The following is a 25,350-nucleotide window of genomic DNA, read 5'->3' as shown; positions in this document are numbered from 1 at the left end:
ACCATGGCCACCTCCGCCAAGTTTACCCCCCGCAAGCGTAGCGGCGGCATCAACATCACGCCCTTCGTCGACGTGCTGCTGGTGGTGCTGGTGATCTTCATTCTGACCAGCAACGCCAGCATTCCCGGCATCAAGGTCGACCTGCCCAAGGCCAGCTCGGCCATGGCGCTGGAAAAACCGAAGACCAAGGCCATCACCATCGACAACGGCGGCCAGGTCTTCCTCGACGCCTATCCCGTCACCCTGCCCGAGCTGGAAGAGCGCTTGCGCACGGAAAAGGCGCTGACGCCCGACTTTCCCGTGATCGTGCGTGGCGATGCTGCCGTGCAATACGCGAAAGTGGTCGAAGTGCTCGACCTGCTGCGCCGCATCGACCTGAACCAGGTGGGCCTGGTGACCGGCAAGCCGGCATGAGGAGCGCAAGGTGAAGCGTGACGAGATGATGAAGATGGCGGCGCCGGCACCGTCGGGCGCCGCGCAGTGGTGGCGCCGCTGGGGCGGCGTGGCCGGCGGCGCGCTGCTGGCCGCTGGTCTGGCCGCGCTGCTCTGGTACTTGCTGTCCGATACGGCGGCCACCAGGCGCGAAGTGGCGGCCACGCCGATGCTGATGCTGCCGCCCCCGCCGCCGCCGCCGCCGGAACCGGAAAAATTGCCGGAACCGACGCCCGACAAGGTGGTGCCGGAAGTGTCGGAGCCGGAACCGACGCCGGCCGACAAGCCGATGGACGATGCGCCGGAAAGTCCGTCGCCGGACAAGGGCGACCCCGTCACCATCGACGGTGCGGCGCAGGCCGGCAGCGACGCGTTCGGCATCCAGGCCGGGCGCGGCGGCGGCATGAGCGGCAGCGGCGGTGGCGGCGGCCTCGGCGCCGGCTCGTACGGCCGCTATGTCGCCAACGCCCTGCAGATGGCGTTTGCGCGCGACCCGCGCACGCGCCAGCTGGCGTTCGCCGACATCCGCGTCGACCTGTGGCTCGATGCGGACGGCAGGACGACGAAGGTGCAGCTGGTGCAGGGCACGGGCAATGCGCAGACGGACGAGCAGGTGCTGGCCATGGTGCGCGATTTCCGCGCCGACGAGCGGCCGCCGGCGTCCTTGCGTTTCCCGGCGCGTGTGTCGATCAAAGGCCGCCGGCCATAGTGTCCTTAATTCATATTCATTTTTACCGAAAGAAGCGATGAACCTCCTATTTTCTTCCCCACAGCGCCTGCGCCGCCTTCCGCTGGCGTTGGCCGCCTTCGCCCTGAGCATGGCGGCAGGCGCGGTACAGGCGCAGGCCGTCCCGGCCGACAGCACCATGGTCAAGCTGATCCGCGGCCTGATCCAGAGCGGCGCCCTGAACAAGGATGCCGGCGAAGCCCTGCTGGCGCAGGCGCAGAGCGAAGCGCTGGCCGCCGCGCAAGCGCGTCCGGCCGCCGCGCCGGCCGCCCTGGCGCAGGTGCAGCCGGGCGACGTGCGCGTGCCGTATCTGTCGCACACCGTGCGCGAGCAGATCCGCGATGAAATCAAGGGGCAGGTGCTGGCCGAGGCCAAGGCCGGCGGCTGGGCGGCGCCGAACGAGACGCCGGCCTGGACCAAGCGCATCCGCGTCGAAGGCGATGTGCGCGCGCGCTACGAATCGCGCTATTACGACATGGCCAACAGCAATATCGAGATCGACTGGCGTTCGCTCAACAGCGGCAGCGGCTACGACGTCAATGCGAACACCAACCTGGCCCTGCCGGCGCTGCTGAATACGCGCGAAGACCGCAAGCACCTGCTGCGCGCGCGTGCCCGCCTGGGCATCCTGGCCGATATTTCCGACAGCACGCAAGCGGGCATCCGCCTGGCCAGCGGCAACGACGACAGCCCGGTGTCGACCACGCAAACTCTCGGTGGCGGCCTGGGCAAGAAAAACATCTGGCTCGACCAGGCCTGGCTGTCGTACCAGCCCGCGTCCTGGCTGAAACTGACGGCGGGCCGCTTCGACAACCCATTTGTGTCCAGCGACGAACTGTTTTCCAGCGAACTCAATTTCGACGGCATCGCCGCCAAGCTGCAGCAGCCGGTGGGCGCGGCCAAGGACGTCACCGTGTTCGGTACCCTGGGCATCATTCCGCTCGAGTATTCGTCCGACAATGCGCCGAGCCGCAGCCAGGCAAAAATGTCGAGCGAAAACAAATGGCTGCTCGGCGCGCAAGTGGGCGCCTCGTGGAAGATCAATAGCGACCATCAATTGCGCGGCGCGCTGGCCTATTACAACTTCCGCAACATCAGCGGCGAGTATTCGCAGCCGTGCGCGCTGTACGCGGGCGCCGATGGCTGCAATACGGACTGGTCGCGTCCGTCGAGCATGCAGAAGGGCAATAGCTTGATGCTGCTGCGCAATATCGCGCTGAACCCGCTCGATCCGGCGAATACGCCGCAGCCGCAGTTCGTGGGCCTGGCGTCGAAGTTCCGCTTGGCCAATATCAATGCGCGCTGGGATAGCAAGGTGGCCGGCGGCACGGACTTGCGCATCGAAGGCGATTATGTGCGCAACATGGCCTACGACAAGAGCGACATGTGGGCGCGCGCCAAGGGCGGCATCATGAACAACTTCGGCGGCACGGGCGGCGTGTCGCAGGCCGATTTCAGGAGCGGCGGCAATGCCTACATGCTGCAGGCGACCCTGGGCAAGGCGAACACGCAGGCGCGCGGCGACTGGAACGTGCTGCTCGGCTACAAGCGCATCGAACCGGATGCCTTGCCTGACGCCTACAACGATTCCACCTTCCACCTGGGCGGCACGAATGCGCGCGGCTATTACCTGGGCGGCGCGTATGCGATCGACAAGAACACCTGGTTCAGCGGCCGCTGGACATCGAGCCGCGAAGTGTTCGGTTCGGCCCTGTCGATCGACACCCTGCAGCTCGAACTGAACGCGCGTTTCTAAGGAGCCATGATGTTGATACTGAACAAAACGCGCCTGCCGGCCTTGCTGCTGATGCTGCTGGCCGGTGGCGCGGCCCAGGCGCAGGGCCAGAAGGGGCAAGGCATGGAAGAGCGTTTGCGCGCCGAGTTGCGCAATGTCACGGCGCAATTGCAGCAGACGCGCGGCGAGCTGGAATTGCTCAAAGCCAAGGGCGCGCCTGCCGCCAAGGCCGCGCCGGCCGCCGCGCCCGCCAGCGAGGGCTTGAAAAAGGAACTGGCGCGCAGCCAGTCGCAGCTGGCGCAGGAGCGCGCGCAGCGGGAAAAACTGGCCGCCGAGCAGCAGCGCAGCGCCGCCGCCGCGCAAGAGGCGGCGGCCAGCCTGGCGCAGTACCGCCAGGCCGGCGAGCAGCTGGCGGCCACGGGCAAGCAGATCGAAGCGGAGCGCGCGCGCCTCGATGGCGAAGTGGCGGCGCAGCGCGGCGCGCTGGCGCGCTGCGAAAGCAAGAATGCCCAGCTGTATGCGGCCGGGCAAGACATCCTGCAAGCGTATGAAGGCCTCGACGTGCTCGGCGTCATGCAGGCGCGCCAGCCGTTCGCCGCGCAAAGCCGCGTGAAACTCGAGCAAATCGCCCAGCAGTACGGCGACCAGCTGTACCAGGGCCGCTTTGATGCGCGTCAAACCGAAACGCCGGCCGCGCCCGCGCCGGCCCCCCAATAATTTTATTGACTGAAATGGAATGACCATGGAAAACACCAACACCAACTTGCTGACCACCCTGAACGCCGAACAAACGGCCGACGCCATCAAGACGGCCGGCTGCGCCGTGACCAGCATCGAGCACGATGGCGTGGTACGCCTGCATAGCGCCAGCCACGGCATCGGCTTTCAGGTGCTGTGGGGCAATGAAGCAGCGCCCGGCCAGTATGCGGACCTGACCCTGAGCTGCCCGCTGCGCGTGCAGGGCGGCGAGCTGCCCAATGGCCTGCTGGCCGAATGGCACCGCAGCAAGCGCTTTGCCCGCGTGGCCCAGCATGGCGATTTCGTCGTGCTGGAAATGGATGTGCTGGTCGCCGGCGGCGTCAGCCGCGAGTACCTGAATATCAATCTGCAATTGTGGACGCAGATGATGGGTCAGTTTTTCTTGTTTTTGCGCAACTTTACACCGGCCGATACGAGCACCGCACCGGTAGTCGAGGCCGCCAGCGTGGCCGAAGAAGAAACTGTGCCGGCCTGATAATCCCTCCACAGGCGGTGCAAAAAAGGCCCATGACGGGCCTTTTTTTCCGCCAGCGGACCCCAAGTGTCGTATTACATACTTATTTTTTAGGCATCGCGCATTAAAACTGCTCAAAGAGCGTGTGTGAATCAAGCCAGCAAGGCCTGTATGGCGGATAATATTGCCTGTTGCCGATTTGGATACGACCTTTACACAATAATGCGCCCCATGGATTTTACCCGCGACGAAACCAGTGAAACCCCAGTTGCCCCGGCAAGTAGCCCGGGAGCGCCTTTGCCGTATGCCGTGGCCACCTGGCTGCAGCGGGTGGAGGCGGCCGCTCATCCGAAGGCCGTGCTGACCATTGCCGAGCCTGATCCCAAACTCAACCAGCATCGATTGATCTACGTGCTGGCCCCTACCAGCGGCGGCCGCCACGTGGCCCTGTGCCTGTACAAGGCGCGCCTGCGGCCGAACGGCGACGTGGCGGCGGCCTCGCCCATCAGCGAGATCTTTTCGCTGCTGTCGGCGCCGCCTACGTTTTTGACGCCCGCCGACGAAGACCTCGTGCGCTTCTTCGTGGCCATGCGCAGCGGCCAGAATTCGCAGACGGGCAGCGCCACGGAGCCGAAGGGCAAGGTGGGCGCGGCCCTGCTGAAAATGCTGGCCGAGCAAGACAAGCTGTTGTGGGCCAATTCCTGGGCCGACGTCGGCAACGGTCTCGTGTATCCCTTGAAGGAAGGTCCCGTGCGTCCGGCGCGCCTGTTCTGGCGCGACGAGGGCAAGACCATGCGCCTGGGCTGGCAAGTCGATCCGCCGGAAGGCGCGAAGCACCATGGCGCCGACCAGATCGACTACATGCTGCCCACCGATCCGCCGTGGTACATCGACAACCTGTCGTGCGGCGTGCTGGAACTGAACCAGGGCGGCTCCGAGATTTCCCTGGCCGACCTGCAGGCGCTGGTGGCGCAGGCGCCGCCCCTGAACGCGAACGACAAGGTGCGCGTGTCGCAACTGCTGCTGGCGCAGGGCTTGCAGCATTTGATGCCGCTGCCGCAACCGTTGCCGCAGCGCTTGCGCAAGGATGTGCGCGCGCAACCGGTGCTGCTGCTCGATAGCGCCATGCTGGCCGATGGCAGCCTGCAGCGCTGGCATGACTTTGCCGTGCTGTCCTACGATTACGATGGCGAAAGAGTCTCGTTCGACCCGGCCCAGCGCGTGGTGCGCCAGGTGGGCGAGGTGACGGAAATTATCCAGCGCAATACGGCGGACGAGGCGCGCGCGCTGGCGACCCTGGCCGAGCTGCAATTCAAGAAGCCCGCTTCCGCCCCGCTGAGCGGCTTGAAGGGCGCCCTGCTGCTGCCCACGCAGGCGGCATGGCTGCGCTTTGCCGACACCGGCATCGAGGCCTTGCTGGAACAGGGCTGGATCGTGGAAAAGACGGCCAAGTACCGTTACGACGTGAGCGACGTGGGCGACTGGTACGCGGAGATCGACGACCAGGACCCGGACAGCGGCAATGCCTGGTTCGAACTGGAACTGGGCATCGTCGTCAACCAGGAAAGAGTGCCGCTGCTGCCCGTGCTGGTGCAGCTGATCCGCAACGCGCCCAACGACTTCAATCCGAAAGTCATCGAGGCGCATGCGGACGATGACCAGATGCTGGCGACCTTGCCGGACGGCACGCGCGTCGCGCTGCCGTGGGGCAGGGTGCGGCCCATCCTCAATACCCTGGGCGAACTGTATTTCAGCGACAAGATCAAGTACGCGGTGCGCATGTCGACCCTGGACGCGGCGCGCCTGGAAGACCTGGCGCGCGGCCTGGACATGCAATGGATGGGCGGCGAGCAATTGCGCGCCATGGGCCGCAAGCTGAGCCAGTTCGGTTCGGTGCAAAAAGTGGCGGCCCCTGCTGGCTTGCAGGCGACCCTGCGCGATTACCAGGCCGATGGCCTGGCGTGGATGCAATTCCTGCGCGACCACGACCTGGCCGGCATCCTGGCCGATGACATGGGCCTCGGCAAGACCGTGCAGACGCTGGCACATATCCTGGTGGAAAAGGAAGCGGGCCGCCTCACGCATCCGGCCCTGGTGATCGCGCCGACCAGCTTGATGGGCAACTGGCAGGACGAGGCGGCCAAGTTCGCGCCCGGCCTGAAGGTGCTGCTGCTGCAGGGCAAGGACCGCGCCCAGCAGTTCGACCAGATCGACGATTGCGACCTGGTGTTGACGACCTACGCGCTGCTGCCGCGCGACGAGGAAAAGCTGCGCGAGCACGATTTCCACCTGGTCATCCTCGATGAATCGCACTACATCAAGAATACGCGCAGCAAGGCGGCGCAAAGCGCGGGCTTGCTGCGCGCGCGCCACCGCCTGTGCTTGTCCGGCACGCCGCTGGAAAACCATTTGGGCGAATTGTGGTCGCAATTCCACTTCCTGTTGCCGGGCTTGCTGGGCGACGAGAAGACCTTCAATACGCAGTTCCGCCATCCGATCGAGCGCCAGGACGACCCGCTGCGCCGCATGCTGCTGAACCGCCGCATCAAACCGTTCCTGCTGCGCCGCACGAAGGACAATGTGGCCAAGGAACTGCCGCCGAAGACGGAAATGGTGCGCAAGGTGGAGCTGACAGGACCGCAACGCGACCTGTATGAAACCGTGCGTCTTGCGATGGATCAAAAGGTGCGCGAAGAAATCGACAAGAAGGGCGTGGCGCGCAGCCAGATCGTCATCCTGGAAGCGCTGCTGAAACTGCGGCAAGTGTGCTGCGACCCGCGCCTGGTCAAATCGCTGCCGGCGAAGAAGCAGTCGGCCGGTTCGGCCAAGCTGCTCGACCTGATGCAGATGGTGGAAGACTTGCTCGACGAAGGGCGCAAGATCCTCGTCTTCTCGCAATTTACCAGCATGCTGGAATTGATCGAGGAAGAACTCGAATCGCGCGACATTCCCTACGCCCTGCTGACGGGCGAAACGAAAGACCGCGGCGCGCAAGTGGCGGCCTTCCAGCAGGGCGCCGTGCCGATCTTCCTGATCAGCCTGAAGGCGGGCGGCGTGGGCCTGAACCTGACGGCGGCCGACACGGTCATCCACTACGATCCGTGGTGGAACCCGGCGGCGGAAAACCAGGCCACGGACCGCGCCTGGCGCATCGGCCAGGACAAGCCCGTGTTCGTCTACAAATTGATCGCGAAGGGCACGCTGGAAGAAAAGATCCAGCTGCTGCAGCAAAAGAAATCGGAGCTGGCGCAATCGATCCTGGCCGAAGGCGAATCGCAGAAGATGGCCCTCACGCAGGAAGACTTGCAGCAGATTTTCGCGCCGCTGGAAGATTAACGGCGCGGCTGGCTCTATACTTGGCAATTCTTTCTTGCCAGGTGTAACGCATGCTGCCCATTCTACTTTTGCTGCTTGCCGGCGCCATCCTGATGGCGCTGCGCTTTGTCCAGTTGCGCCGCGCCCTGTTGCGCGCGCGGGCCGGCGAGGCGCGGTTCCGCCTGCTGCTTGAACACGGCCGCGACGCGGCCTTCCTGCTCGATGCCGAGACCCTGGAATTGAGCTACATCAGTCCCGCAGCGCAGCGCATGACGGGTTACGACGCGCCCACCCTGCACGAGCACGCGGCACGCCTGGCGGCCGAGGTGCCGGCCCGCCTGCAGCGCTGGCGCGCGGGCGATGCCAGCCGGTTGACGCTGCTGCGCGAAGTGGAATTGCCGCATGCCGACGGCCACCTGCTGGCACTGGAAATCAGCTCGACCATCGTCCCGGGCCAGGCGGGCCATGGCATGAGCATCGTCGGCACGGTGCGCGACATGACGCAGGCGCACGCGCGGGACGCCGAGCGCGAAAAGGAGCAGAAGCGCTTCGCCTCGATGCTGTCGCATGAATTCCGCACGCCGCTGGCCACCATCGATGGCGCCATCCAGCGCCTCGTCTCGACGTCGCAAGACGCCGACGAGGCCACGCGCAAGCGCTATGTGAAAATCCAGACGGCCGTCGACCGCCTGCTGGGCATGATAGCCGACTATCTGTCGCCCGAACGCATGGCGGCCATCGGCCGCGAGCGGGCCGCCGACGGCATCGCGCCGCTGGCCTTGCTGCAGCAGGCGGCCGCCGGCGTGCCCGCCAGCCACCCGGTGCGGCTGGAGCTCGACGAAGACTTGCCGGCCAAACTGCGCTGCGACGTGCCGGGCATGGCCCTGTGCCTGAAAATCCTGCTCGATAACGCCGTCAAGTTCAGCCCGCCGGGCAGCAGCATCATCGTGTCGGCCAGGCTGGTGCCCGAGGGCGGCGTGGCCCTGTGCGTGCGCGATGCGGGGCCCGGCTTGCGGGAAGAAGAACTGGCGCAGCTGTTCGATAAAGGTTTCCGTGGAAGCTATGCCACGCATGCCGGCGCGGGCCTGGGTCTGTACATGGCGCGTGCCGTGGTGGAGGTGCACGGCGGCAGCCTGCACGGGCATAATCTAGCCGAAGGCGGCGCCATTTTCCGCATTTGGCTGCCGCTCCCTGTCTATACAAGGAAAAGCCTTGCTTCCTCTGAAGTCAACCGTGATAATTCCTTGACGTAAACCTATTACGCCGTCCATCATGGTGCAGAAGTGAATGGCATGGTTTGCCCACGGTTTGCTTACTAACAAAGAATGGCGTAGCAATGACGAAAATATTGATCGTCGAAGACAATCTGGACTACGCCGAAGACATGGCGGAGTTCCTGGTGGAGCTCGAACACGAAGTCCATATCACCAGTTCCGCTGGCGGCATGTGGACGGCTTTGAGCCATGGCAATGTCGGCGTGGTCGTGCTGGACCTGGGCTTGCCCGATGAGGACGGCTTCAATGTCATTCCCCGCATGCGCCAGCTGTATCCGCAAATCGGCGTGCTGGTGCTGACGGGGCGCGTCGCCTTCGACAGCCGCATCCTCGGTTTGCGCCTGGGCGCCGATCACTATCTGACCAAGCCGATCAAGTTTCCCGAACTGGCCGCCCACATCGAGGCGCTCGACCGCCGCGTGGGGCCGCAAGACCCCGTGCCCGAGCCTGGCAAGTGGACCTTGAAAGTAAGTGCTCGCCAACTTGAGCTGATGGGCGCCGTCATCGCCCTGACTGAAAAAGAATTCAACTTCCTGCACTTGCTGACCATCAACACCCGCCCCGTGCCGCGCGACGTCATCGTGGCCGGCATGGGCGGCGAAGACCCCGATGCGGGCCGCCGGGTCGACATGCTCGTGTACCGGCTGCGCAAGAAAGCCAAGACGGGCCTGGGCCAGGACTTGCCGCTGCGCAGCGCGTATGGCGAGGGCTACAGCCTGTCGGCCAGTTTTAATCTGTCCTGACCGCCAGAGGCGGCCAGCATGAAACGGCGATTCCTGTCTGGCCTGTTGTTGATCGTTGCACTGGCCAGTGCCGCGCTCTGGCTGCGCAAGGAGTGGAAAATCGATAGTTGCCTCGATCAGGGTGGTCGCTGGGACTACCAACTTGCCGCCTGCGAAGGTGTCTAGTCTCCTGCAAGATAATTCAGGGACAGAGTCCATCGTTTTTTTCGGTATTTTCAATAAAACAGGGTCAGAGTCGCGTCCTGCGCTCCGGAGTGTGTAAAATCAAGGCCTTAGCCTATATTTACTGACACTTGCCATGGCCCGTTTGCCCCGTCTCATCATTCCAGCACTGCCCCATTACGTGATCCAGCGCGGCAGCAACCGCCAAGCCGTGTTCCAGGACGCGGCCGACTACGCGCAATTTTTGTCCTGGCTGAAAACAGGCGCGAAAATGTTCAAGGTGGCCATCCACGCCTATGTTTTATTGCCTGATCAGCTACATTTGCTGGCCACGCCAGCCGATGCGACGGGCCTGGGGCAGCTGATGCAGTGGCTGGGACGCTATTACGTGCCGTATTTCAATCAGAAATACGGCCGCGAAGGGGCGTTGTGGCAGGGACGCTACAAAACGTCCGTCATCGATCCCGACAATTTCTTCCTCACTTGCTGCCGCTACCTCGAATGCGTGCCCGTGCAGACGGGGCTGGCGGCGCAGGCGCTCGAGCATGCCTGGTCCAGCTATGCCCATCATGCGGGCGTGCGGCCCGATCCCGTCATCACCGACCACGCGCTGTACTGGGCGCTGGGCAATACGCCGTTCGACCGCGAGGCGGCGTATCTGCGCCTGGTCGAGCAGGGCCTGGGCAGCAGCCAGGTCAAGGTGGTGGAACAGGCTGTATTGAAGGGCTGGCCCCTGGGTTCCGACGCTTTCAAGCAGGCGCTGGAGCAGAAAATGCAGCGGCAAGTGTTGCCTGCCAAGCGCGGACGTCCCCGCAAAAGCGTCGCCGACGCCGACGCCAATTGAAAAGCATTCGCATTTAAAACAAAAGTGGTTTGTTTCTGACGTTTTATTGAAATGCTTGCGACTATGTCCCTATTAAATTTTTAGAGCGACGGAATAGAATTTAATTCGACTCCGACCCTAATTATTCTAGTTGAGTTTTTTGTTGCGTTGCACTACTCTAGTTTTTCGATAGTCATATGCAGCGGAGAAGCCCATGAAAGCGCAAGGCCTGTACGACCCAGCCAATGAACACGATGCCTGCGGCGTCGGTTTCGTCGCCCATATCAAGGGCAACAAGACCCATTCGATCGTCGAACAGGGTTTGCTGATTCTGAAAAACCTCGATCACCGGGGCGCCGTGGGCGCCGATGCGCTGATGGGCGATGGCGCCGGCATCCTGATCCAGATTCCCGATCAGTATTACCGCGAAGAAATGGCCAAGCAGGGCGTGGAATTGCCGCCGCCTGGCGAATACGGCGTGGGCATGGTCTTCTTGCCGAAGGAACACGCGTCGCGCATCGCCTGCGAACAGGAAATCGAACGCGCCGTGCGCATCGAGGGCCAGGTCGTGCTGGGCTGGCGCAACGTGCCCATCGATACGGACATGCCGATGTCGCCCACCGTGCGCGCCAAGGAACCGGTCATCCGCCAGATTTTCATCGGCCGCGGCCCGGACATCATGGTCACCGACGCGCTCGAGCGCAAACTGTATGTGATCCGCAAATCGTCGGGCCACGCCATCCAGGCCTTGAAACTGCTGCACGGCAAGGAATTCTTCGTGCCGTCGATGTCGGCGCGTACCATCGTCTATAAAGGTTTGCTGCTGGCCGACCAGGTGGGCGTGTATTACAAGGACTTGCAGGATGCGCGCTGCATCTCGGCCCTGGCCCTGGTGCACCAGCGTTTCTCGACGAATACTTTCCCCGAATGGCCGCTGGCCCACCCTTACCGTTTGATCGCGCACAATGGCGAGATCAACACGGTGAAGGGCAACTTCAACTGGATGCGCGCGCGCGAAGGCGTGATGAAGTCGGCCGTGCTGGGCGACGACCTGCAAAAGCTGTTCCCGCTGATCTATGAAGGCCAGTCCGACACGGCGTGCTTCGACAATGCGCTGGAACTGCTGTTGATGGCCGGCTACCCGATCGCCCAGGCGATGATGATGATGATTCCGGAAGCGTGGGAAAACCACACGACGATGGATGACAACCGCCGCGCCTTCTATGAATACCATGCGGCCATGATGGAACCGTGGGACGGCCCCGCCGCCATGGCGTTTACGGATGGCCGCCATATCGGCGGCACGCTGGACCGCAACGGCTTGCGTCCGGCCCGCTACATCGTCACGGACGACGACCTGGTGGTGATGGCGTCGGAATCGGGCGTGTTGCCGATCCCGGAATCGAAAATCATCCAGAAATGGCGTTTGCAGCCCGGTAAGATGTTCCTGATCGACCTGGAAGCGGGCCGCATCATCGACGACCAGGAACTGAAAAACACCTATGCCAACGCCAAGCCGTACAAGGCGTGGATCAACTCGGTGCGCATCAAGCTCGACGAGATCAAGCTGGCCGAAGGACAGGCGAAGCAGGACCGCGCGCAGGGCGAAAAAGCCCAGCCATCGTTGCTGGACCGCCAGCAGGCGTTCGGCTATACGCAGGAAGACTTGAAATTCCTCATGGCGCCGATGGCCCTGGCCGGCGAAGAGGCGACGGGTTCGATGGGCAATGACTCGCCGCTGGCCGTCATGTCGAACAAATTGAAGCCTTTGTATAACTACTTCAAGCAGTTGTTCGCGCAAGTGACGAATCCGCCGATCGACCCGATCCGCGAAGCGATGGTGATGTCGCTGGTCTCGTTCATCGGCCCGAAACCGAACTTGCTCGACACCAACAACGTCAACCCGCCGATGCGCCTGGAAGTATCGCAGCCGGTGCTGGGCTTTGACGACATGGCGCGGCTGCGCAACATCAGCGCCCACACGGGCGGCAAGTTCAAGTCGTACGAACTTGATATCTGCTACCCGCTGGCCTGGGGCAAGGAAGGCGTGGAAGCATGCCTGGCCTCGCTGTGCGCGGAAGCCGTCGATGCCGTGAAATCCGGCCACAATATTTTGATCGTCTCGGACCGCGCCATCTGCGCCGACCAGGTGGCGATCCCGGCGCTGCTGGCCACCTCCACCGTGCACCAGCACTTGGTGAGCAAGGGTTTGCGCGCGTCCACCGGCCTCGTCGTGGAAACGGGCTCGGCCCGCGAAACGCATCACTTCGCCCTGCTCGCGGGCTATGGCGCGGAAGCCGTCCACCCGTATCTGGCCATGGAAACCCTGGCCGAGATGGCGCACGGCTTGCCCGGTGACTTGTCCGGTGACAAGGCCATCTACAACTACACGAAGGCGGTCGGCAAGGGCTTGATGAAGGTCATGTCGAAGATGGGCATTTCCACGTATATGTCCTACTGCGGCGCGCAAATCTTCGAAGCCATCGGCCTGAACAAGTCGCTGGTGGACAAGTACTTCAAGGGCACGGCCTCGAACGTGGAAGGCATCGGCGTGTTTGAAGTGGCGGAAGAAGCGCTGCGCCTGCACGCGCTGGCCTTCGGCAACGATCCCGTGCTGATGGATAAGCTCGACGCGGGCGGCGAATACGCATTCCGCGTGCGCGGCGAAGACCACATGTGGACGCCGGACGCGATTGCCAAGCTGCAGCATTCCACGCGCAGCAACAATTTCTCCAGCTATAAGGAGTACGCGCAAATCATCAACGACCAGAGCCGTCGTCACCTGACCTTGCGCGGCCTGTTCGAGTTCAAGCTCGACCCGACCAAGGCGATTGCGCTCGATGAAGTGGAACCGGCCAAGGAAATCGTCAAGCGTTTTGCCACGGGCGCCATGTCGCTCGGTTCGATCAGCACGGAAGCGCACGCAACGCTTGCGGTCGCCATGAACCGCATCGGCGGCAAGTCGAACACGGGCGAGGGCGGCGAAGATCCGAACCGCTACACGCAGGAATTGAAGGGCATCCCGATCCGCCAGGGCGAGACCATGGCGTCGGTGGTGGGCGCCGAGCAGATCGTCGTCGACATTCCGCTGCAGGAAGGCGATTCCATGCGCTCGCGCATCAAGCAGGTGGCGTCGGGACGTTTCGGCGTCACGGCCGCCTACCTGAACTCGGCCGACCAGATCCAGATCAAGATGGCGCAGGGTGCGAAACCGGGCGAAGGCGGCCAGTTGCCGGGCCATAAGGTGTCCGAATACATCGCCAGCCTGCGCTTTTCCGTGCCGGGCGTGGGCCTGATTTCGCCGCCGCCGCACCACGACATCTATTCGATCGAAGACCTGGCGCAGCTGATCCATGATTTAAAAAATGCCAACCCGCGCGCCTCGATTTCCGTGAAACTGGTGTCCGAAGTGGGCATCGGCACGGTGGCCGCCGGCGTCACCAAGGCCAAGGCCGACCACGTGGTCGTCGCCGGCCACGACGGCGGCACGGGCGCCTCGCCCTTGTCGTCCGTGAAACATGCGGGCACGCCGTGGGAGCTGGGTCTGGCGGAAACGCAACAAACGCTGGTCTTGAATGGCTTGCGCAGCCGTATCCGCGTGCAGGCTGACGGCCAGATGAAGACGGGCCGCGACGTGGTCATCGCCGCCCTGCTGGGCGCCGACGAGATCGGTTTCGCCACGGCGCCGCTGGTGGTCGAAGGCTGCATCATGATGCGCAAATGCCACTTGAATACGTGTCCGGTGGGCGTGGCCACGCAAGACCCGGTCTTGCGCGCCAAGTTCTCGGGCAAGCCCGAGTATGTCGTCAATTACTTCTTCTTCGTGGCCGAGGAAGCCCGTCAATTGATGGCGCAGCTGGGCATCCGCACGTATGACGAGCTGATCGGCAGAGTCGACCTGCTCGACAAATCGAAGGCGATTTCGCACTGGAAGGCGCAGGGCCTGGACTTCTCGGCCATCTTCCACAAGCCCGAAACACCAAGTGGCCAAGCCTGCCGCCACGTGGAATTCCAGGACCATGCGCTGGAAAAGGCGCTCGACCACAAGCTGATCGCGCAAGCGCGCGCGGCGCTGGAAAAGGGCGAGCGCGTCTCGTTCATCTCGCCCGTGCGCAACCTGAACCGCACGGTGGGCACCATGCTGTCCGGCGAAGTGGCGAAGAAATATGGCCATGCCGGCTTGCCGGACGACACCATCCACATCCAATTGCAAGGCACGGCGGGCCAGTCGGCCTGCGCCTTCCTGGCGCACGGCATCACGATCGACCTGGTGGGTGAAGGCAACGATTACGTGGGTAAAGGTCTGTCGGGCGGGCGCATCATCGTGCGGCCGAATACCGAGTTCCGCGGCTGGGCCGTGGACAACATCATCATCGGCAACACGGTGCTGTACGGCGCCATCGCCGGCGAAGCGTTCTTCAATGGCGTGGCCGGCGAACGTTTTGCCGTGCGCAACTCGGGCGCCACCACGGTGGTCGAGGGCCTGGGCGACCATGGCTGCGAATACATGACGGGCGGCACGGTGGTAGTGCTGGGCAACACGGGACGCAACTTCGCGGCCGGCATGTCGGGCGGCATCGCCTATGTGTATGACCCGGCCGGCGACTTTGCCAGCAAGTGCAACACGGCCATGGTCAGCCTGGACAAGGTCGTGTCGGCGGCGGAACAGCACGTCGACCGCGACGCCTGGCACAGCCAGCACCGCGACGGCGCGCCGGAAGCCGATGAAGTGATCCTCAAGCGCCTGATCGAGCGTCACTTCAAGCACACGGGCAGCACCCGTGCCCGCGTCCTGCTCGACGACTGGGCCGCGGCGCGCGGCAAGTTCGTGAAGGTCTTCCCGAACGAATACAAGCGCGCACTGATCGAAATGGCAGCCGATGCCGCCATGGAAGTGCAGGCCGTCGCCGCCTGAGCCAGCTAGAACAATGATACGGGAGCGGCCAGGCCGCTCCCCGCCAGCCAAATACAAAGGAAACATCGTGGGTAAAATTACCGGCTTCATGGAATTCAAGCGCCAGGACGAGCACTATCTGGAGCCTGCCGCGCGCCTGAAGAACTACAAGGAATTCGTCTTGCACCTGTCGGACGCCCAGGCGACCGTGCAGGGCGCGCGCTGCATGGATTGCGGCATTCCCTTCTGTACCACGGGTTGCCCCGTGAATAACATCATTCCCGACTGGAATGACCTCGTGTATCGCGGCGCCTACCGCGAAGCGCTCGATACCCTGCATTCGACGAATAATTTCCCGGAATTTACGGGCCGCATCTGCCCGGCGCCGTGCGAGTCGGCCTGCACCCTGGGCATCCACGAAGATCCGGTCGGCATCAAGTCCATCGAACACAAGATCATCGACATGGGCTGGGAGCACGGCTGGGTCACGCCGCAGCCGGCCTCTTTCAGTACCGGCAAGAAAGTGGCCATCGTCGGTTCCGGCCCCGCCGGCCTGGCGGCGGCGCAGCAGCTGGCGCGCGCCGGCCATGCCGTCACCGTATTTGAAAAGAGCGACCGGGTCGGTGGTTTGTTGCGTTATGGCATTCCCGACTTCAAGATGGAAAAATCGCACATCGACCTGCGCGTAAAACAGATGGAAGCCGAAGGCGTGGTCTTCCGCACCAGCGTACTGGTCGGCAAGGATTTCCCCGCCCATGTGAACAACTGGGCCAAGGAAACCATTTTCCCGGAAGACCTGGAAAAAGAATTTGACGCCGTCATCATGGCCGGGGGCGCCGAGCAGCCGCGCGACTTGCCCGTGCCGGGCCGCGACTTGAAAGGCGTGCACTTCGCCATGGATTTCCTGCCGCTGCAAAACAAGGTCAACGCGGGCGACAAGCTCAAGGACCAGATCAAGGCCACGGGCAAGCACGTGGTGGTGATCGGCGGCGGCGACACGGGTTCCGACTGCGTCGGCACCTCGAACCGCCATGGCGCCGCTTCCGTGGCCCAGTTCGAACTGATGCCGCAGCCGCCGGAACAGGAAAACAAGCCGCTGGTCTGGCCGTACTGGCCGACCAAGCTGCGCACCTCGTCCTCGCACGAGGAAGGCTGCGAGCGCGACTGGGCCGTGGCCACCAAGCGTTTCGAAGGCAAGGGCGGCAAGGTGGAAAAGCTGATCGCCTGCCGCGTGGAATGGAAAGACGGCAAGATGAGCGAAGTGCCGAACTCGGAATTCGAGATGAAGGCCGACCTGGTCTTCCTGGCCATGGGCTTTGTTTCACCTGTGCAACAAGTGCTGGAAGCGTTCGGCGTCGATACGGATGCGCGCGGCAACGTCAAGGCCAGTACGGAAGGCGAAGGCTGCTACCAGACGTCGGTGCCGAAAGTGTTTGCGGCCGGTGACATGCGCCGTGGCCAGTCGCTGGTGGTGTGGGCCATCCGCGAAGGGCGCCAGTGCGCGCGCGCCGTCGATGCCTTCCTGATGGGATCGTCGCTGCTGCCACGCTAAGATTTGAGCTGGATCAAGCCAGGGCCACGGCGCGCGATGCGTCGTGGCCTTTGTTCTTTTCGTCATGCCGCCGTTTGTGGGGGCGGCGCACGTGCAGGCTCGCGTTTTTTACAATAAAATATCTGACTTTCGATTCATTAGTGTTGTATTCTCCCCCTGTCCCGGGCCGTGCCAGGGGGTGTCTCAGCAGAGATTGGCGTTTCTGCACTACAATACGCCATTAAAATAGTGAGCTTCGTCGTGCCAAATCTTGTTGAAATCCGTGATTTACACTTTGCCTATGGAGAGCGTTCGATTTTATCGGGCCTTCAAATGGATTTCCCACGTGGAAAAGTTGTGGCCGTCATGGGTGGTTCCGGCAGTGGCAAGACGACCGTACTGCGCCTGATCGGCGGCCAGCTGCGCCCCGGCTCCGGTTCCGTCAATGTCGACGGCCAGATCGTGCATACGCTCAAGACGGAGCAGTTATACCAGCTGCGCCGCAAGATGGGCATGCTGTTCCAGCACGGCGCGCTGTTTACGGACTTGACGGCGTTCGAGAACGTGGCGTTCCCGCTGCGCGAGCATACGGACCTCAATGAAGAGCTGATCCGCACCCTGGTGCTGATGAAGCTGCACGCCGTGGGTTTACGCAATGCGGCGCAATTGAAGCCGGCCGAGATTTCTGGCGGCATGGGCCGCCGCGTCGCGCTGGCGCGCGCCATCGCGCTCGACCCCGAATTGATCATGTATGACGAGCCGTTCGCCGGCCTGGACCCGATTTCCATGGGCGTGACGGCCAATTTGATCCGCAATCTGAACGATGCGCTGGGCTCCACGTCTATCCTGGTATCGCACGATGTAAAGGAGTGTTTTGCCATCGCTGATTATGTCTATTTTCTGTCATCGGGCAAGATTGTGGCGCACGGTACGCCGGCCGAGATGGCCGTGTCGACGCATCCGTACGTGAAGCAGTTCGTCAATGCCGAGGCCGATGGCCCGGTGCCGTTCCACTATCCGGGCAAGTCGCTGGCCGACGACCTGGGCCTGCATGCGGGAGCGGGCCGATGATCGCGCGTTTCCTGGCGGCGATCGGAGCATGGTTGCGTCGTTCGGTACAAGACCTCGGCTTTGCCGTGCGTGCGTTCTTTCTCATCATCGCCTCCTCGGGCGGCCTGTGGCGCCGTCCGCGCCTGGTGATCGAGCAACTGTTTTTTATCGGTAATCGCTCGCTGGTGATTACCGCCGTGTCCGGCCTGTTCGTCGGCATGGTGCTGGGCTTGCAGGGTTATTACACGCTGACGACGTATGGCGCCGAGCAGTCGCTGGGCCTGCTGGTGGCGCTGTCGCTGACGCGCGAGCTGGGCCCCGTCGTCACGGCGCTGCTGTTCGCCGGCCGCGCGGGCACCTCGCTGACGGCGGAAATCGGCCTGATGAAGGCGGGCGAGCAGTTGTCGGCCATGGAAATGATGGCCGTGAACCCCATCCAGCGCGTGCTGGCGCCCCGTTTCTGGGCCGGCGTGGTCGCCATGCCTATCCTGGGCGCCATCTTCACGGCCGTCGGCATCATCGGCAGCTACCTGGTTGGCGTGATGTTGATCGGCGTCGATGAAGGTTCGTTCTGGTCGCAGATGCAAAGCGGCGTCGATGTCTGGAAAGAAGTCGGCAACGGCACCATCAAGAGCCTGGTGTTCGGCATTGCGGTGACCTTCATCGCCCTGTTCCAGGGTTACCAGGCGCAGCCGACACCGGAAGACGTGTCGGGCGCCACCACGCGCACTGTTGTTATTTCGTCGCTGATGGTGTGGTGGCTCGATTTCATGATGACAGCGTTGATGTTTAGCAAGTAATTCCGTCACCGGCGTAAAAATTAGCCGCCTGGGCAGTGTCTGCACAGGTGGCGGCAAGTAAAAATTATTTAGGATTGTTTATGCAACGTAAATCTTTGGATGTCTGGGTTGGCTTGTTCGTCTTGCTGGGCGTGGCGGCATTGATGTTTCTGGCACTCAAGGCTGGCAATATGAGCTCGCTGTCGTTCAGCAAGACGTATACCATTAGTGCCAAGTTCGACAATATCGGCGGCCTCAAGCCTCAAGCGCCCGTCAAGGGCGCCGGCGTGGTGGTGGGCCGGGTGGCACAGATCACGTTTGACGACAAGACCTACCAGGCGTTGGTCAAGCTCGACATCGAAGACGGTTATAAATTTCCGAAAGACAGCTCGGCCAAGATTCTGACGGCCGGTTTGCTGGGGGAGCAGTACATCGGCCTGGAAGCGGGCGGTGATCTGGCCAACCTGGCAGAGGGCGACAAGATCGCCCGCACTCAATCGGCCACAGTGCTGGAAGACCTGATCAATCAGTTCATCTACAGCAAGGCAGCGGAAGGAAAGGACAGCAAATGAGCGAGTCGACCATGAATACCAAAGGCAGCCTGGCGCGTATCGGCCTGGCCCTGGCCATCGCCGCCACCCTGAGCGCTTGCGCCACCGGCAGCAATCCGCGCGACCCGCTGGAAGGGTATAACCGCGCGATGTTCAAGTTTAACGACACCGTCGACCAGGTGGCGCTCAAGCCGGCCGCCACGGCCTACAAGACGGTCACGCCATCGTTCGTGCAGACGGGCGTGGGCAACTTCTTCGGCAACCTGTCCGACGTGTGGAGCGCCGTGAATAATTTGCTGCAAGGCAAGGGCGAAGCGGGCCTGCAGGACGTCGTGCGGGTCAGCATGAACTCGACCTTCGGCATCTTCGGCCTGATCGACATCGCTTCACAGGCGGGCATTCCCAAGCATAACGAAGACTTTGGCCAGACCCTGGGCTGGTACGGCGTCCAGCCGGGCCCCTACGTGATGCTGCCGCTGCTGGGCCCATCGACGGTGCGCGACACGGTCGCCCTGCCGCTCGACATCACGGGCGACCCATGGCGCTACAAGGAGCCTGTCTCGGTGCGCAATATCGGCACGGTGACGCGCGTGGTCGACAAGCGCGCCGCGCTGCTCGACGCGACGAACCTGATGGAAGCGGCCGCGCTGGACCGCTATGAATTCATCCGCGACGGCTTCCTGCAGGCGCGCGAAAGCAAGGTCTTCGATGGTGATACCGACCGCCGCGACCGCAAGGTGCCGAAGAACGACAGCAGCTACTACGAATCGGAAGACGAGGCGAAACAGCCGCAGGTGGCTGCGGCTGCCGTCCCGGCCGAACCGGTCGCTGCCGCCGATCTCGTAACATCTGGTAGCAATACCGTTGCTTCCGAGGCCAGGCCTCAGGAGTAAACTGCGGTACAAGAACACCACGGCTGCGATCAGCGCCAGCCGGTGCATAGCAACACCATGAAAGGTAGAACCATGAAATTGATGAAACAATTGCTCGCGATGGCCACCATCGCCTTTGCCACCGCCACCCAGGCCGCGCCCGCCGTGGAAGCGCCGGATGTGTTGGTAAAACGCATCAGCCAGGACGTGATCGATACGGCCAAGACGGACAAGGCCATCCAGGCCGGCGATATCAAGCGCGTCACCGAATTGGTGGAAAGCAAGATCTTGCCGTACGTGGATTTCCAGCGCATGACCTCGCTGGCCGCCGGCCGCCACTGGCGCGACGCCACGCCGGACCAGCAAAAGCAGCTGGCCGCCGAATTCCGCACCCTGCTGATCTACACGTATTCGGGCGCCCTGTCGCAGATCAAGAACGAAACCGTGGAATTCAAGCCGCTGCGCGCCGACCCGAGCGATACGGAAGTGGAAGTGCGCTCGCAGGTGAACGTGGCGCGCGGCGAACCCGTGCCCCTGAACTACCGCGTGGCGAAAACCCCGTCCGGCTGGAAGATCTATGACATCAACGTGCTGGGCGCGTGGCTGGTGGAAACCTACAAAAGCAGCTTTGCCAGCGAAATCAGCAAGGGCGGCATCGATGGCCTGATCAAGACCCTGGCGGCAAAAAACAAGGCACTGGCCAGCCGTCCTGCCGCCAAAGCCAAATAATCGGCTATCATATAGCTCCTGACCCAGCTCCAGACCAGCGCAGCCCGACGCCATGCCCGACTCTCTCGACACCTTGCAGTCCCTGACTTCCCTGACCGTGCACAATGCCACCTCGGCATTGGAGCAGGGCCTGGACGCCATCCGCTCGGGCCAGACGAAGTTCGACTTGCGCAACGTCAAGGCCGTCGATTCGGCCGCCGTCTCCGTCATGCTGACGTGGCAACGCGCCGCGCAGGACGCGGGCGGCGTGCTGGAGCTGAAAAACCTGCCGAACAATCTGAAAAACCTCACCAAGTTGTATGGCGTCTGCTCGCTCGTCTCGAGCACCTTGAGCGCCGACGACTGCGCCAGCGCCGGCGGCATCGCCGAACGCAGCCCGTCCGACCTGCATCATCATTGATCCTGTCCCACTCCCCGCATCAGCAGTAGCTTTCAAGCCGCCAGGCCAGCAGTGCCGCCGGATTGATCTCCAAGTGTTCCACGAATTTTCCAACTATAATTGACTGTTGCGCCATCCTCGCCCGAAGGCGGCGCCCTGCACCGGCCTGTCGGCTGCCGCACCCCCGACACCGGCGCATCACACCAGACGCATTACACTTGAAACAAGCACATGACCGCAATTCAAATCACGAATGTAGAAAAGAGCTATAAATCGCTCAAGGCGCTGGGCGGCGTGTCGCTGGCCATCGAAGAGGGCGAGTTTTTCGGCCTGCTCGGTCCCAACGGCGCCGGCAAGACCACCCTCATTTCCATCATCGCCGGCCTGATACGGCCCGACGCGGGCACCGTCAAGATCCATGGCCACGACGTGGTCAAGGACTTCCGCAACGCGCGCCGCAACCTGGGCGTGGTGCCGCAGGAACTGGTGTTCGACCCCTTCTTCACCGTGCGCGAGACCCTGCGCCTGCAGTCCGGCTACTTCGGCCTGCCGAACAACGACAAGTGGATCGACGAGGTCATGGAAAACCTCGACCTGACCGGCAAGGCCGACACCAACATGCGCGCCCTGTCCGGCGGCATGAAGCGCCGCGTGCTCGTCGCGCAGGCGCTGGTGCACAAGCCGCCCGTCATCGTGCTCGATGAGCCGACTGCCGGCGTCGACGTGGAACTGCGCCAGACCCTGTGGAAGTTCATCTCGCGCCTGAACCGCGAAGGCGGCCACACGGTCGTGCTGACCACCCACTACCTGGAAGAGGCGCAAGCCATGTGCCAGCGCGTGGCCATGCTGAAGACCGGCAAGGTGGTGGCGCTCGATACCATGTCGGCGCTGATCCGCCGCATCGCCGGCTCGCAGCTGCAGCTGCACCTGAAAAACGGCAGCCTGCCGGCCGACCTGCGGCACCTGGTGCTGCACCCGGAAGAGCAGCAGGCGCCGAACAAGTTCAGCCTGCGCGTCAACGAATACAGCGAAGTCGAGAAAATCCTCGCCCGCCTGCGCGAAGCGGGTGTCGAGATCGATGAAATGCAATTGCAACAAGCCGACCTGGAAGATATCTTCTTGCAGATCATGGATAAAGGTACCGTATGATTTCGACAGGATTTCGCACCCTCGTCTACAAAGAGACGCTGCGCTTCTGGAAAGTGGCGACGCAAACCGTGGCCGCACCCGTGCTCACGTCGATGCTGTATTTGCTGGTGTTCGGCCATGTGCTCGACGGCCGCGTCGAGCCCAGCCCCGGCGTCAGCTACACGGCCTTCCTGATTCCCGGCCTGGTGATGATGAGCGTGCTGCAAAACGCGTTTGCCAATTCCTCGTCCTCGCTGATCCAGTCCAAGATCACGGGCAACCTGGTGTTCGTGCTGCTCACGCCCCTGTCGCACTGGGAAATCTTCTCGGCGTATGTACTCGCTTCCGTCGCGCGCGGCCTGGCCGTGGGCTTTGGCGTGTTTGCCATCACCTGCTGGTTCGCCGACCTGTCGTTTGTCGCGCCGCTGTGGATCGTCATCTTCGCCTTCCTCGGCGCCGCCATGCTGGGCACCATGGGCCTGATCGCCGGCATCTGGGCCGAGAAATTCGACCAGCTGGCCGCCTTCCAGAACTTTTTGATCATGCCGGCCACCTTTTTGTCGGGCGTGTTCTATTCGATCCACTCGCTGCCCGCGTTCTGGCAGACGGTGTCGCACCTGAACCCTTTCTTCTACATGATCGACGGCTTCCGCTACGGCTTCTTCGGCACCTCCGACGTCAGCCCGTGGCTCAGCCTATCCATCGTCGCCGGCTTCCTCGTGATCCTGGCGCTGGCATCGATCCGCCTGCTGAAGAGCGGCTATCGTTTGCGCCATTGATTGCGGCACATCACATCACTACATTATTCAATATCAAGGACTTATCGTGACCACCACTCCAGAACTGATCCACGGCTACCTGTCGGCCGGCCTCGAATGCACGCACCTCGAAGTGGAGGGCGATGGCCAGCACTTCCAGGCCGTGATCGTCTCGCCCGCGTTTGCCGGCAAGCGCCTGATCGCCCGTCACCAGATCGTCTACGCGGCGCTGGGCGACCGCATGCGCGAGGAAATCCACGCGCTGTCGATGAAAACCCTGACACCTGAAGAATTCCAAGGATAAGCACATGGACAAGCTCCTCATCAACGGCGGCAACCGCCTGAACGGCGACATCGCCATCTCCGGCGCGAAAAACGCCGCCCTGCCCATCCTGTGCGCGGGCCTGTTGACCGCGGGCGACCTGGACCTGACGAACGTGCCGCATTTGCACGACGTGGCCACCATGCTCAAATTGCTGGGCCAGACGGGCTTGAAAGTGCAGCAGGACGGCGACCGCGTGGTCCTCAACGGCAGCGCCATCACCACCCTGGAAGCGCCGTACGAACTGGTGAAAACCATGCGCGCCTCGATCCTCGTGCTGGGCCCCATGCTGGCGCGCTTCGGCGAAGCCAAGGTCTCGCTGCCGGGCGGCTGCGCCATCGGTTCGCGCCCCGTCGACCAGCACATCAAGGGCCTGGAAGCGCTGGGCGCCGAGATCCGCATCGAGGCCGGCTACATCTACGCCAAGTGCGCCAAGCTGAAAGGCGCGCGCATCGTCACCGACATGATCACCGTCACCGGCACCGAGAATCTGCTGATGGCAGCGACCCTGGCCGAAGGCGAGACCATCCTGGAAAACGCCGCCTGCGAGCCGGAAGTGACCGACCTGGCCCACCTGCTGGTGGCCATGGGCGCGAAGATCGACGGCATCGGCACCAGCCGCCTGGTGATCCAGGGCGTCGACGCCCTGCACGGCGCCTCGCACGCGGTGATCGCCGACCGCATCGAAACCGGTACCTTCCTGTGCGCCGTGGCGGCCACCGGCGGCGACATCACCTTGCGCAACGTGCGTACCGACATCCTCGACGCGGCGCTCGACAAGCTGCGCGCCATGGGCCTGACGATGACCTTCGGCGCCGACTGGATCCGCGCCGAAATGTCGGCCCGTCCGAACCCCGTCAGCTTCCGCACCACGGAATACCCGGGCTTCCCGACCGACATGCAGGCGCAGTTCATGGCCGTCAATACGATCGCCAATGGCGCCAGCCGCGTCACCGAGACGATTTTCGAGAACCGCTTCATGCACGTGCAGGAAATGAACCGCCTGGGCGCCGACATCACCATCGAGGGCAACACGGCCATCATCGCCGGCGTCAAGCAGTTGCGCGGCGCGCCCGTGATGGCGACCGACCTGCGCGCCTCGGCCTCGCTGGTGATCGCGGCCCTGGCCGCCGACGGCGAAACCCTGATCGACCGCATCTATCACCTCGACCGCGGCTACGACCGCATGGAAGTGAAATTGTCGGCCGTCGGCGCGAACATCGTACGTATTAAATAACAAGGAACGAGCATGAACGGATCGAACAACGGTGACAGCTCCCAGCTGATCCTGGCGCTGTCAAAGGGCCGCATTTTTGAGGACACCATGCCGCTGCTGGAAGCGGCCGGCATCAAGGTGCTGGAAAACCCGGAGACTTCGCGCAAGCTGATCTTGGCCACCAACGATCCGAACGTGCGCGTGATCATCGTGCGCGCCAGCGACGTGCCGACCTACGTGCAGTACGGCGCGGCCGATTTCGGCGTGGCGGGCAAGGATGTCCTGCTCGAACACGGCGGCGAAGGCCTGTACCAGCCGATCGACCTGAATATCGCTTCCTGCCGCATGTCGGTGGCGGTGCAGGCCGGCTTTGACTATGAAAAGGCCGTGCACCAGGGCGCGCGCCTGCGCGTGGCCACCAAGTTCGTGCACACGGCGCGCGAGCACTTCGCCGCCAAGGGCGTGCACGTCGACCTGATCAAGCTGTATGGCTCGATGGAGCTGGCGCCTCTGGTCGGCCTGTCGGACGCCATCGTCGACCTGGTCAGCACGGGCAGCACTTTGCGCGCGAACAACCTCGTCGAGGTCGAGCACATCATGGAAATCTCGTCGCGCCTGGTGGTCAACCAGGCGGCATTAAAGCTCAAGCGCGAGCGCTTGCAGCCGATTATCGAGGCGTTTGAACGCGCCTCGCAAGCCTAGACAACACATTCAGTA

Annotated in this window: 23 protein-coding genes; all 23 read left to right on the top strand. The window is 63.0% G+C overall.

Annotation, left to right across the window (positions count from 1 at the left end):
- Positions 1–3 precede the first annotated feature (3 nt).
- The 23 genes from AC3RCJ_RS00885 (at position 4) to hisG (ending at position 25,335) form a co-directional block, all read left to right on the top strand.
- Positions 4–414 carry an ExbD/TolR family protein gene (locus tag AC3RCJ_RS00885; RefSeq protein WP_436475989.1) on the top strand — a complete coding sequence of 137 codons (411 nt, stop codon included), beginning with the start codon at positions 4–6 and terminating at the stop codon, positions 412–414.
- Positions 415–424: 10 nt separating this feature from the next.
- The gene (locus tag AC3RCJ_RS00880; protein WP_492965062.1) at positions 425–1,141 is read left to right on the top strand and encodes an energy transducer TonB family protein; all 717 of its coding nucleotides are present in this window, start codon (positions 425–427) and stop codon (positions 1,139–1,141) included.
- 37 nt (positions 1,142–1,178) lie between these two features.
- On the top strand, positions 1,179–2,915 hold the full coding sequence (locus AC3RCJ_RS00875; protein WP_492964297.1) for a putative porin: 1,737 nt from the start codon (positions 1,179–1,181) through the stop codon (positions 2,913–2,915).
- A gap of 6 nt (positions 2,916–2,921) precedes the next feature.
- Entirely contained in the window at positions 2,922–3,611 is a 690-nt protein-coding gene (locus AC3RCJ_RS00870) for a hypothetical protein (protein WP_492965264.1), read from the top strand.
- Positions 3,612–3,636: 25 nt separating this feature from the next.
- Positions 3,637–4,128, top strand: a complete 492-nt coding sequence (locus AC3RCJ_RS00865) for a YbjN domain-containing protein (protein ID WP_492962016.1) — start codon at positions 3,637–3,639, stop codon at positions 4,126–4,128.
- 210 nt (positions 4,129–4,338) lie between these two features.
- Complete coding sequence (locus AC3RCJ_RS00860) at positions 4,339–7,443, top strand: DEAD/DEAH box helicase (protein ID WP_492962018.1); 3,105 nt, start codon at positions 4,339–4,341, stop codon at positions 7,441–7,443.
- Positions 7,444–7,493: 50 nt separating this feature from the next.
- Entirely contained in the window at positions 7,494–8,675 is a 1,182-nt protein-coding gene (locus AC3RCJ_RS00855; protein ID WP_492962020.1) for a PAS domain-containing sensor histidine kinase, read from the top strand.
- Between the two features lie 83 nt (positions 8,676–8,758).
- Complete coding sequence (locus AC3RCJ_RS00850; RefSeq protein ID WP_034753797.1) at positions 8,759–9,439, top strand: response regulator transcription factor; 681 nt, start codon at positions 8,759–8,761, stop codon at positions 9,437–9,439.
- An 18-nt stretch (positions 9,440–9,457) separates the two neighbouring features.
- Positions 9,458–9,604, top strand: coding sequence for a hypothetical protein (locus AC3RCJ_RS00845; protein WP_492962022.1), 147 nt, complete (start codon positions 9,458–9,460; stop codon positions 9,602–9,604).
- Between the two features lie 133 nt (positions 9,605–9,737).
- Complete coding sequence (locus AC3RCJ_RS00840; protein ID WP_492962024.1) at positions 9,738–10,445, top strand: transposase; 708 nt, start codon at positions 9,738–9,740, stop codon at positions 10,443–10,445.
- 193 nt (positions 10,446–10,638) lie between these two features.
- Positions 10,639–15,339: a glutamate synthase-related protein gene (locus AC3RCJ_RS00835; protein ID WP_492962026.1), complete on the top strand. Its 4,701-nt coding sequence runs from the start codon at positions 10,639–10,641 to the stop codon at positions 15,337–15,339.
- A gap of 67 nt (positions 15,340–15,406) precedes the next feature.
- Positions 15,407–16,870 carry a glutamate synthase subunit beta gene (locus tag AC3RCJ_RS00830; RefSeq protein WP_492962028.1) on the top strand — a complete coding sequence of 488 codons (1,464 nt, stop codon included), beginning with the start codon at positions 15,407–15,409 and terminating at the stop codon, positions 16,868–16,870.
- 240 nt (positions 16,871–17,110) lie between these two features.
- Positions 17,111–17,920: an ABC transporter ATP-binding protein gene (locus AC3RCJ_RS00825; protein ID WP_492962030.1), complete on the top strand. Its 810-nt coding sequence runs from the start codon at positions 17,111–17,113 to the stop codon at positions 17,918–17,920.
- The gene (gene mlaE / locus AC3RCJ_RS00820) at positions 17,917–18,699 is read left to right on the top strand and encodes a lipid asymmetry maintenance ABC transporter permease subunit MlaE (protein ID WP_492962031.1); all 783 of its coding nucleotides are present in this window, start codon (positions 17,917–17,919) and stop codon (positions 18,697–18,699) included. Before AC3RCJ_RS00825 ends, mlaE begins: the two co-directional genes overlap by 4 nt.
- Before the next feature lie 80 nt (positions 18,700–18,779).
- A complete protein-coding gene (mlaD, locus tag AC3RCJ_RS00815; RefSeq protein ID WP_492962033.1) occupies positions 18,780–19,250 on the top strand; it encodes an outer membrane lipid asymmetry maintenance protein MlaD in 471 nt (156 codons plus the stop codon).
- Positions 19,247–20,122 carry an MlaA family lipoprotein gene (locus AC3RCJ_RS00810; protein ID WP_492962035.1) on the top strand — a complete coding sequence of 292 codons (876 nt, stop codon included), beginning with the start codon at positions 19,247–19,249 and terminating at the stop codon, positions 20,120–20,122. The genes mlaD and AC3RCJ_RS00810 overlap by 4 nt, the downstream gene beginning before the upstream one ends.
- 72 nt (positions 20,123–20,194) lie before the next feature.
- A complete protein-coding gene (locus AC3RCJ_RS00805) occupies positions 20,195–20,830 on the top strand; it encodes an MlaC/ttg2D family ABC transporter substrate-binding protein (RefSeq protein ID WP_492962037.1) in 636 nt (211 codons plus the stop codon).
- Positions 20,831–20,882: 52 nt separating this feature from the next.
- Positions 20,883–21,230, top strand: coding sequence for an STAS domain-containing protein (locus AC3RCJ_RS00800; RefSeq protein WP_492962039.1), 348 nt, complete (start codon positions 20,883–20,885; stop codon positions 21,228–21,230).
- 210 nt (positions 21,231–21,440) lie between these two features.
- Complete coding sequence (locus AC3RCJ_RS00795; protein WP_086147040.1) at positions 21,441–22,358, top strand: ABC transporter ATP-binding protein; 918 nt, start codon at positions 21,441–21,443, stop codon at positions 22,356–22,358.
- Positions 22,355–23,116 (top strand): ABC transporter permease, encoded by a 762-nt coding sequence (locus AC3RCJ_RS00790; RefSeq protein WP_076569463.1) that lies wholly within the window; start codon positions 22,355–22,357, stop codon positions 23,114–23,116. Before AC3RCJ_RS00795 ends, AC3RCJ_RS00790 begins: the two co-directional genes overlap by 4 nt.
- Before the next feature lie 46 nt (positions 23,117–23,162).
- A complete protein-coding gene (locus AC3RCJ_RS00785; protein ID WP_010402134.1) occupies positions 23,163–23,399 on the top strand; it encodes a BolA family protein in 237 nt (78 codons plus the stop codon).
- Positions 23,400–23,403: 4 nt separating this feature from the next.
- Positions 23,404–24,654: a UDP-N-acetylglucosamine 1-carboxyvinyltransferase gene (gene murA, locus AC3RCJ_RS00780; protein ID WP_076569461.1), complete on the top strand. Its 1,251-nt coding sequence runs from the start codon at positions 23,404–23,406 to the stop codon at positions 24,652–24,654.
- Between the two features lie 12 nt (positions 24,655–24,666).
- Complete coding sequence (gene hisG, locus AC3RCJ_RS00775) at positions 24,667–25,335, top strand: ATP phosphoribosyltransferase (RefSeq protein ID WP_070219646.1); 669 nt, start codon at positions 24,667–24,669, stop codon at positions 25,333–25,335.
- Positions 25,336–25,350: the final 15 nt, after the last annotated feature.

The organism is Janthinobacterium sp. GW822-FHT07H11 (assembly GCF_058798615.1).
This window is presented reverse-complemented; position numbering and strand designations above follow the sequence as displayed.

Coding starts and splice junctions, on each gene's coding strand:
- hisG (WP_070219646.1), top strand. CDS start 24,667: ATGAACGGATCGAACAACGGTGACAGCTCCCAGCTGATCCTGGCGCTG.
- AC3RCJ_RS00805 (WP_492962037.1), top strand. CDS start 20,195: ATGAAATTGATGAAACAATTGCTCGCGATGGCCACCATCGCCTTTGCC.
- mlaE (WP_492962031.1), top strand. CDS start 17,917: ATGATCGCGCGTTTCCTGGCGGCGATCGGAGCATGGTTGCGTCGTTCG.
- AC3RCJ_RS00860 (WP_492962018.1), top strand. CDS start 4,339: ATGGATTTTACCCGCGACGAAACCAGTGAAACCCCAGTTGCCCCGGCA.
- AC3RCJ_RS00865 (WP_492962016.1), top strand. CDS start 3,637: ATGGAAAACACCAACACCAACTTGCTGACCACCCTGAACGCCGAACAA.
- AC3RCJ_RS00800 (WP_492962039.1), top strand. CDS start 20,883: ATGCCCGACTCTCTCGACACCTTGCAGTCCCTGACTTCCCTGACCGTG.
- AC3RCJ_RS00845 (WP_492962022.1), top strand. CDS start 9,458: ATGAAACGGCGATTCCTGTCTGGCCTGTTGTTGATCGTTGCACTGGCC.
- AC3RCJ_RS00855 (WP_492962020.1), top strand. CDS start 7,494: ATGCTGCCCATTCTACTTTTGCTGCTTGCCGGCGCCATCCTGATGGCG.
- mlaD (WP_492962033.1), top strand. CDS start 18,780: ATGCAACGTAAATCTTTGGATGTCTGGGTTGGCTTGTTCGTCTTGCTG.
- AC3RCJ_RS00840 (WP_492962024.1), top strand. CDS start 9,738: ATGGCCCGTTTGCCCCGTCTCATCATTCCAGCACTGCCCCATTACGTG.
- AC3RCJ_RS00790 (WP_076569463.1), top strand. CDS start 22,355: ATGATTTCGACAGGATTTCGCACCCTCGTCTACAAAGAGACGCTGCGC.
- AC3RCJ_RS00875 (WP_492964297.1), top strand. CDS start 1,179: ATGAACCTCCTATTTTCTTCCCCACAGCGCCTGCGCCGCCTTCCGCTG.
- AC3RCJ_RS00850 (WP_034753797.1), top strand. CDS start 8,759: ATGACGAAAATATTGATCGTCGAAGACAATCTGGACTACGCCGAAGAC.
- AC3RCJ_RS00885 (WP_436475989.1), top strand. CDS start 4: ATGGCCACCTCCGCCAAGTTTACCCCCCGCAAGCGTAGCGGCGGCATC.
- AC3RCJ_RS00870 (WP_492965264.1), top strand. CDS start 2,922: ATGATGTTGATACTGAACAAAACGCGCCTGCCGGCCTTGCTGCTGATG.
- AC3RCJ_RS00835 (WP_492962026.1), top strand. CDS start 10,639: ATGAAAGCGCAAGGCCTGTACGACCCAGCCAATGAACACGATGCCTGC.
- murA (WP_076569461.1), top strand. CDS start 23,404: ATGGACAAGCTCCTCATCAACGGCGGCAACCGCCTGAACGGCGACATC.
- AC3RCJ_RS00810 (WP_492962035.1), top strand. CDS start 19,247: ATGAGCGAGTCGACCATGAATACCAAAGGCAGCCTGGCGCGTATCGGC.
- AC3RCJ_RS00795 (WP_086147040.1), top strand. CDS start 21,441: ATGACCGCAATTCAAATCACGAATGTAGAAAAGAGCTATAAATCGCTC.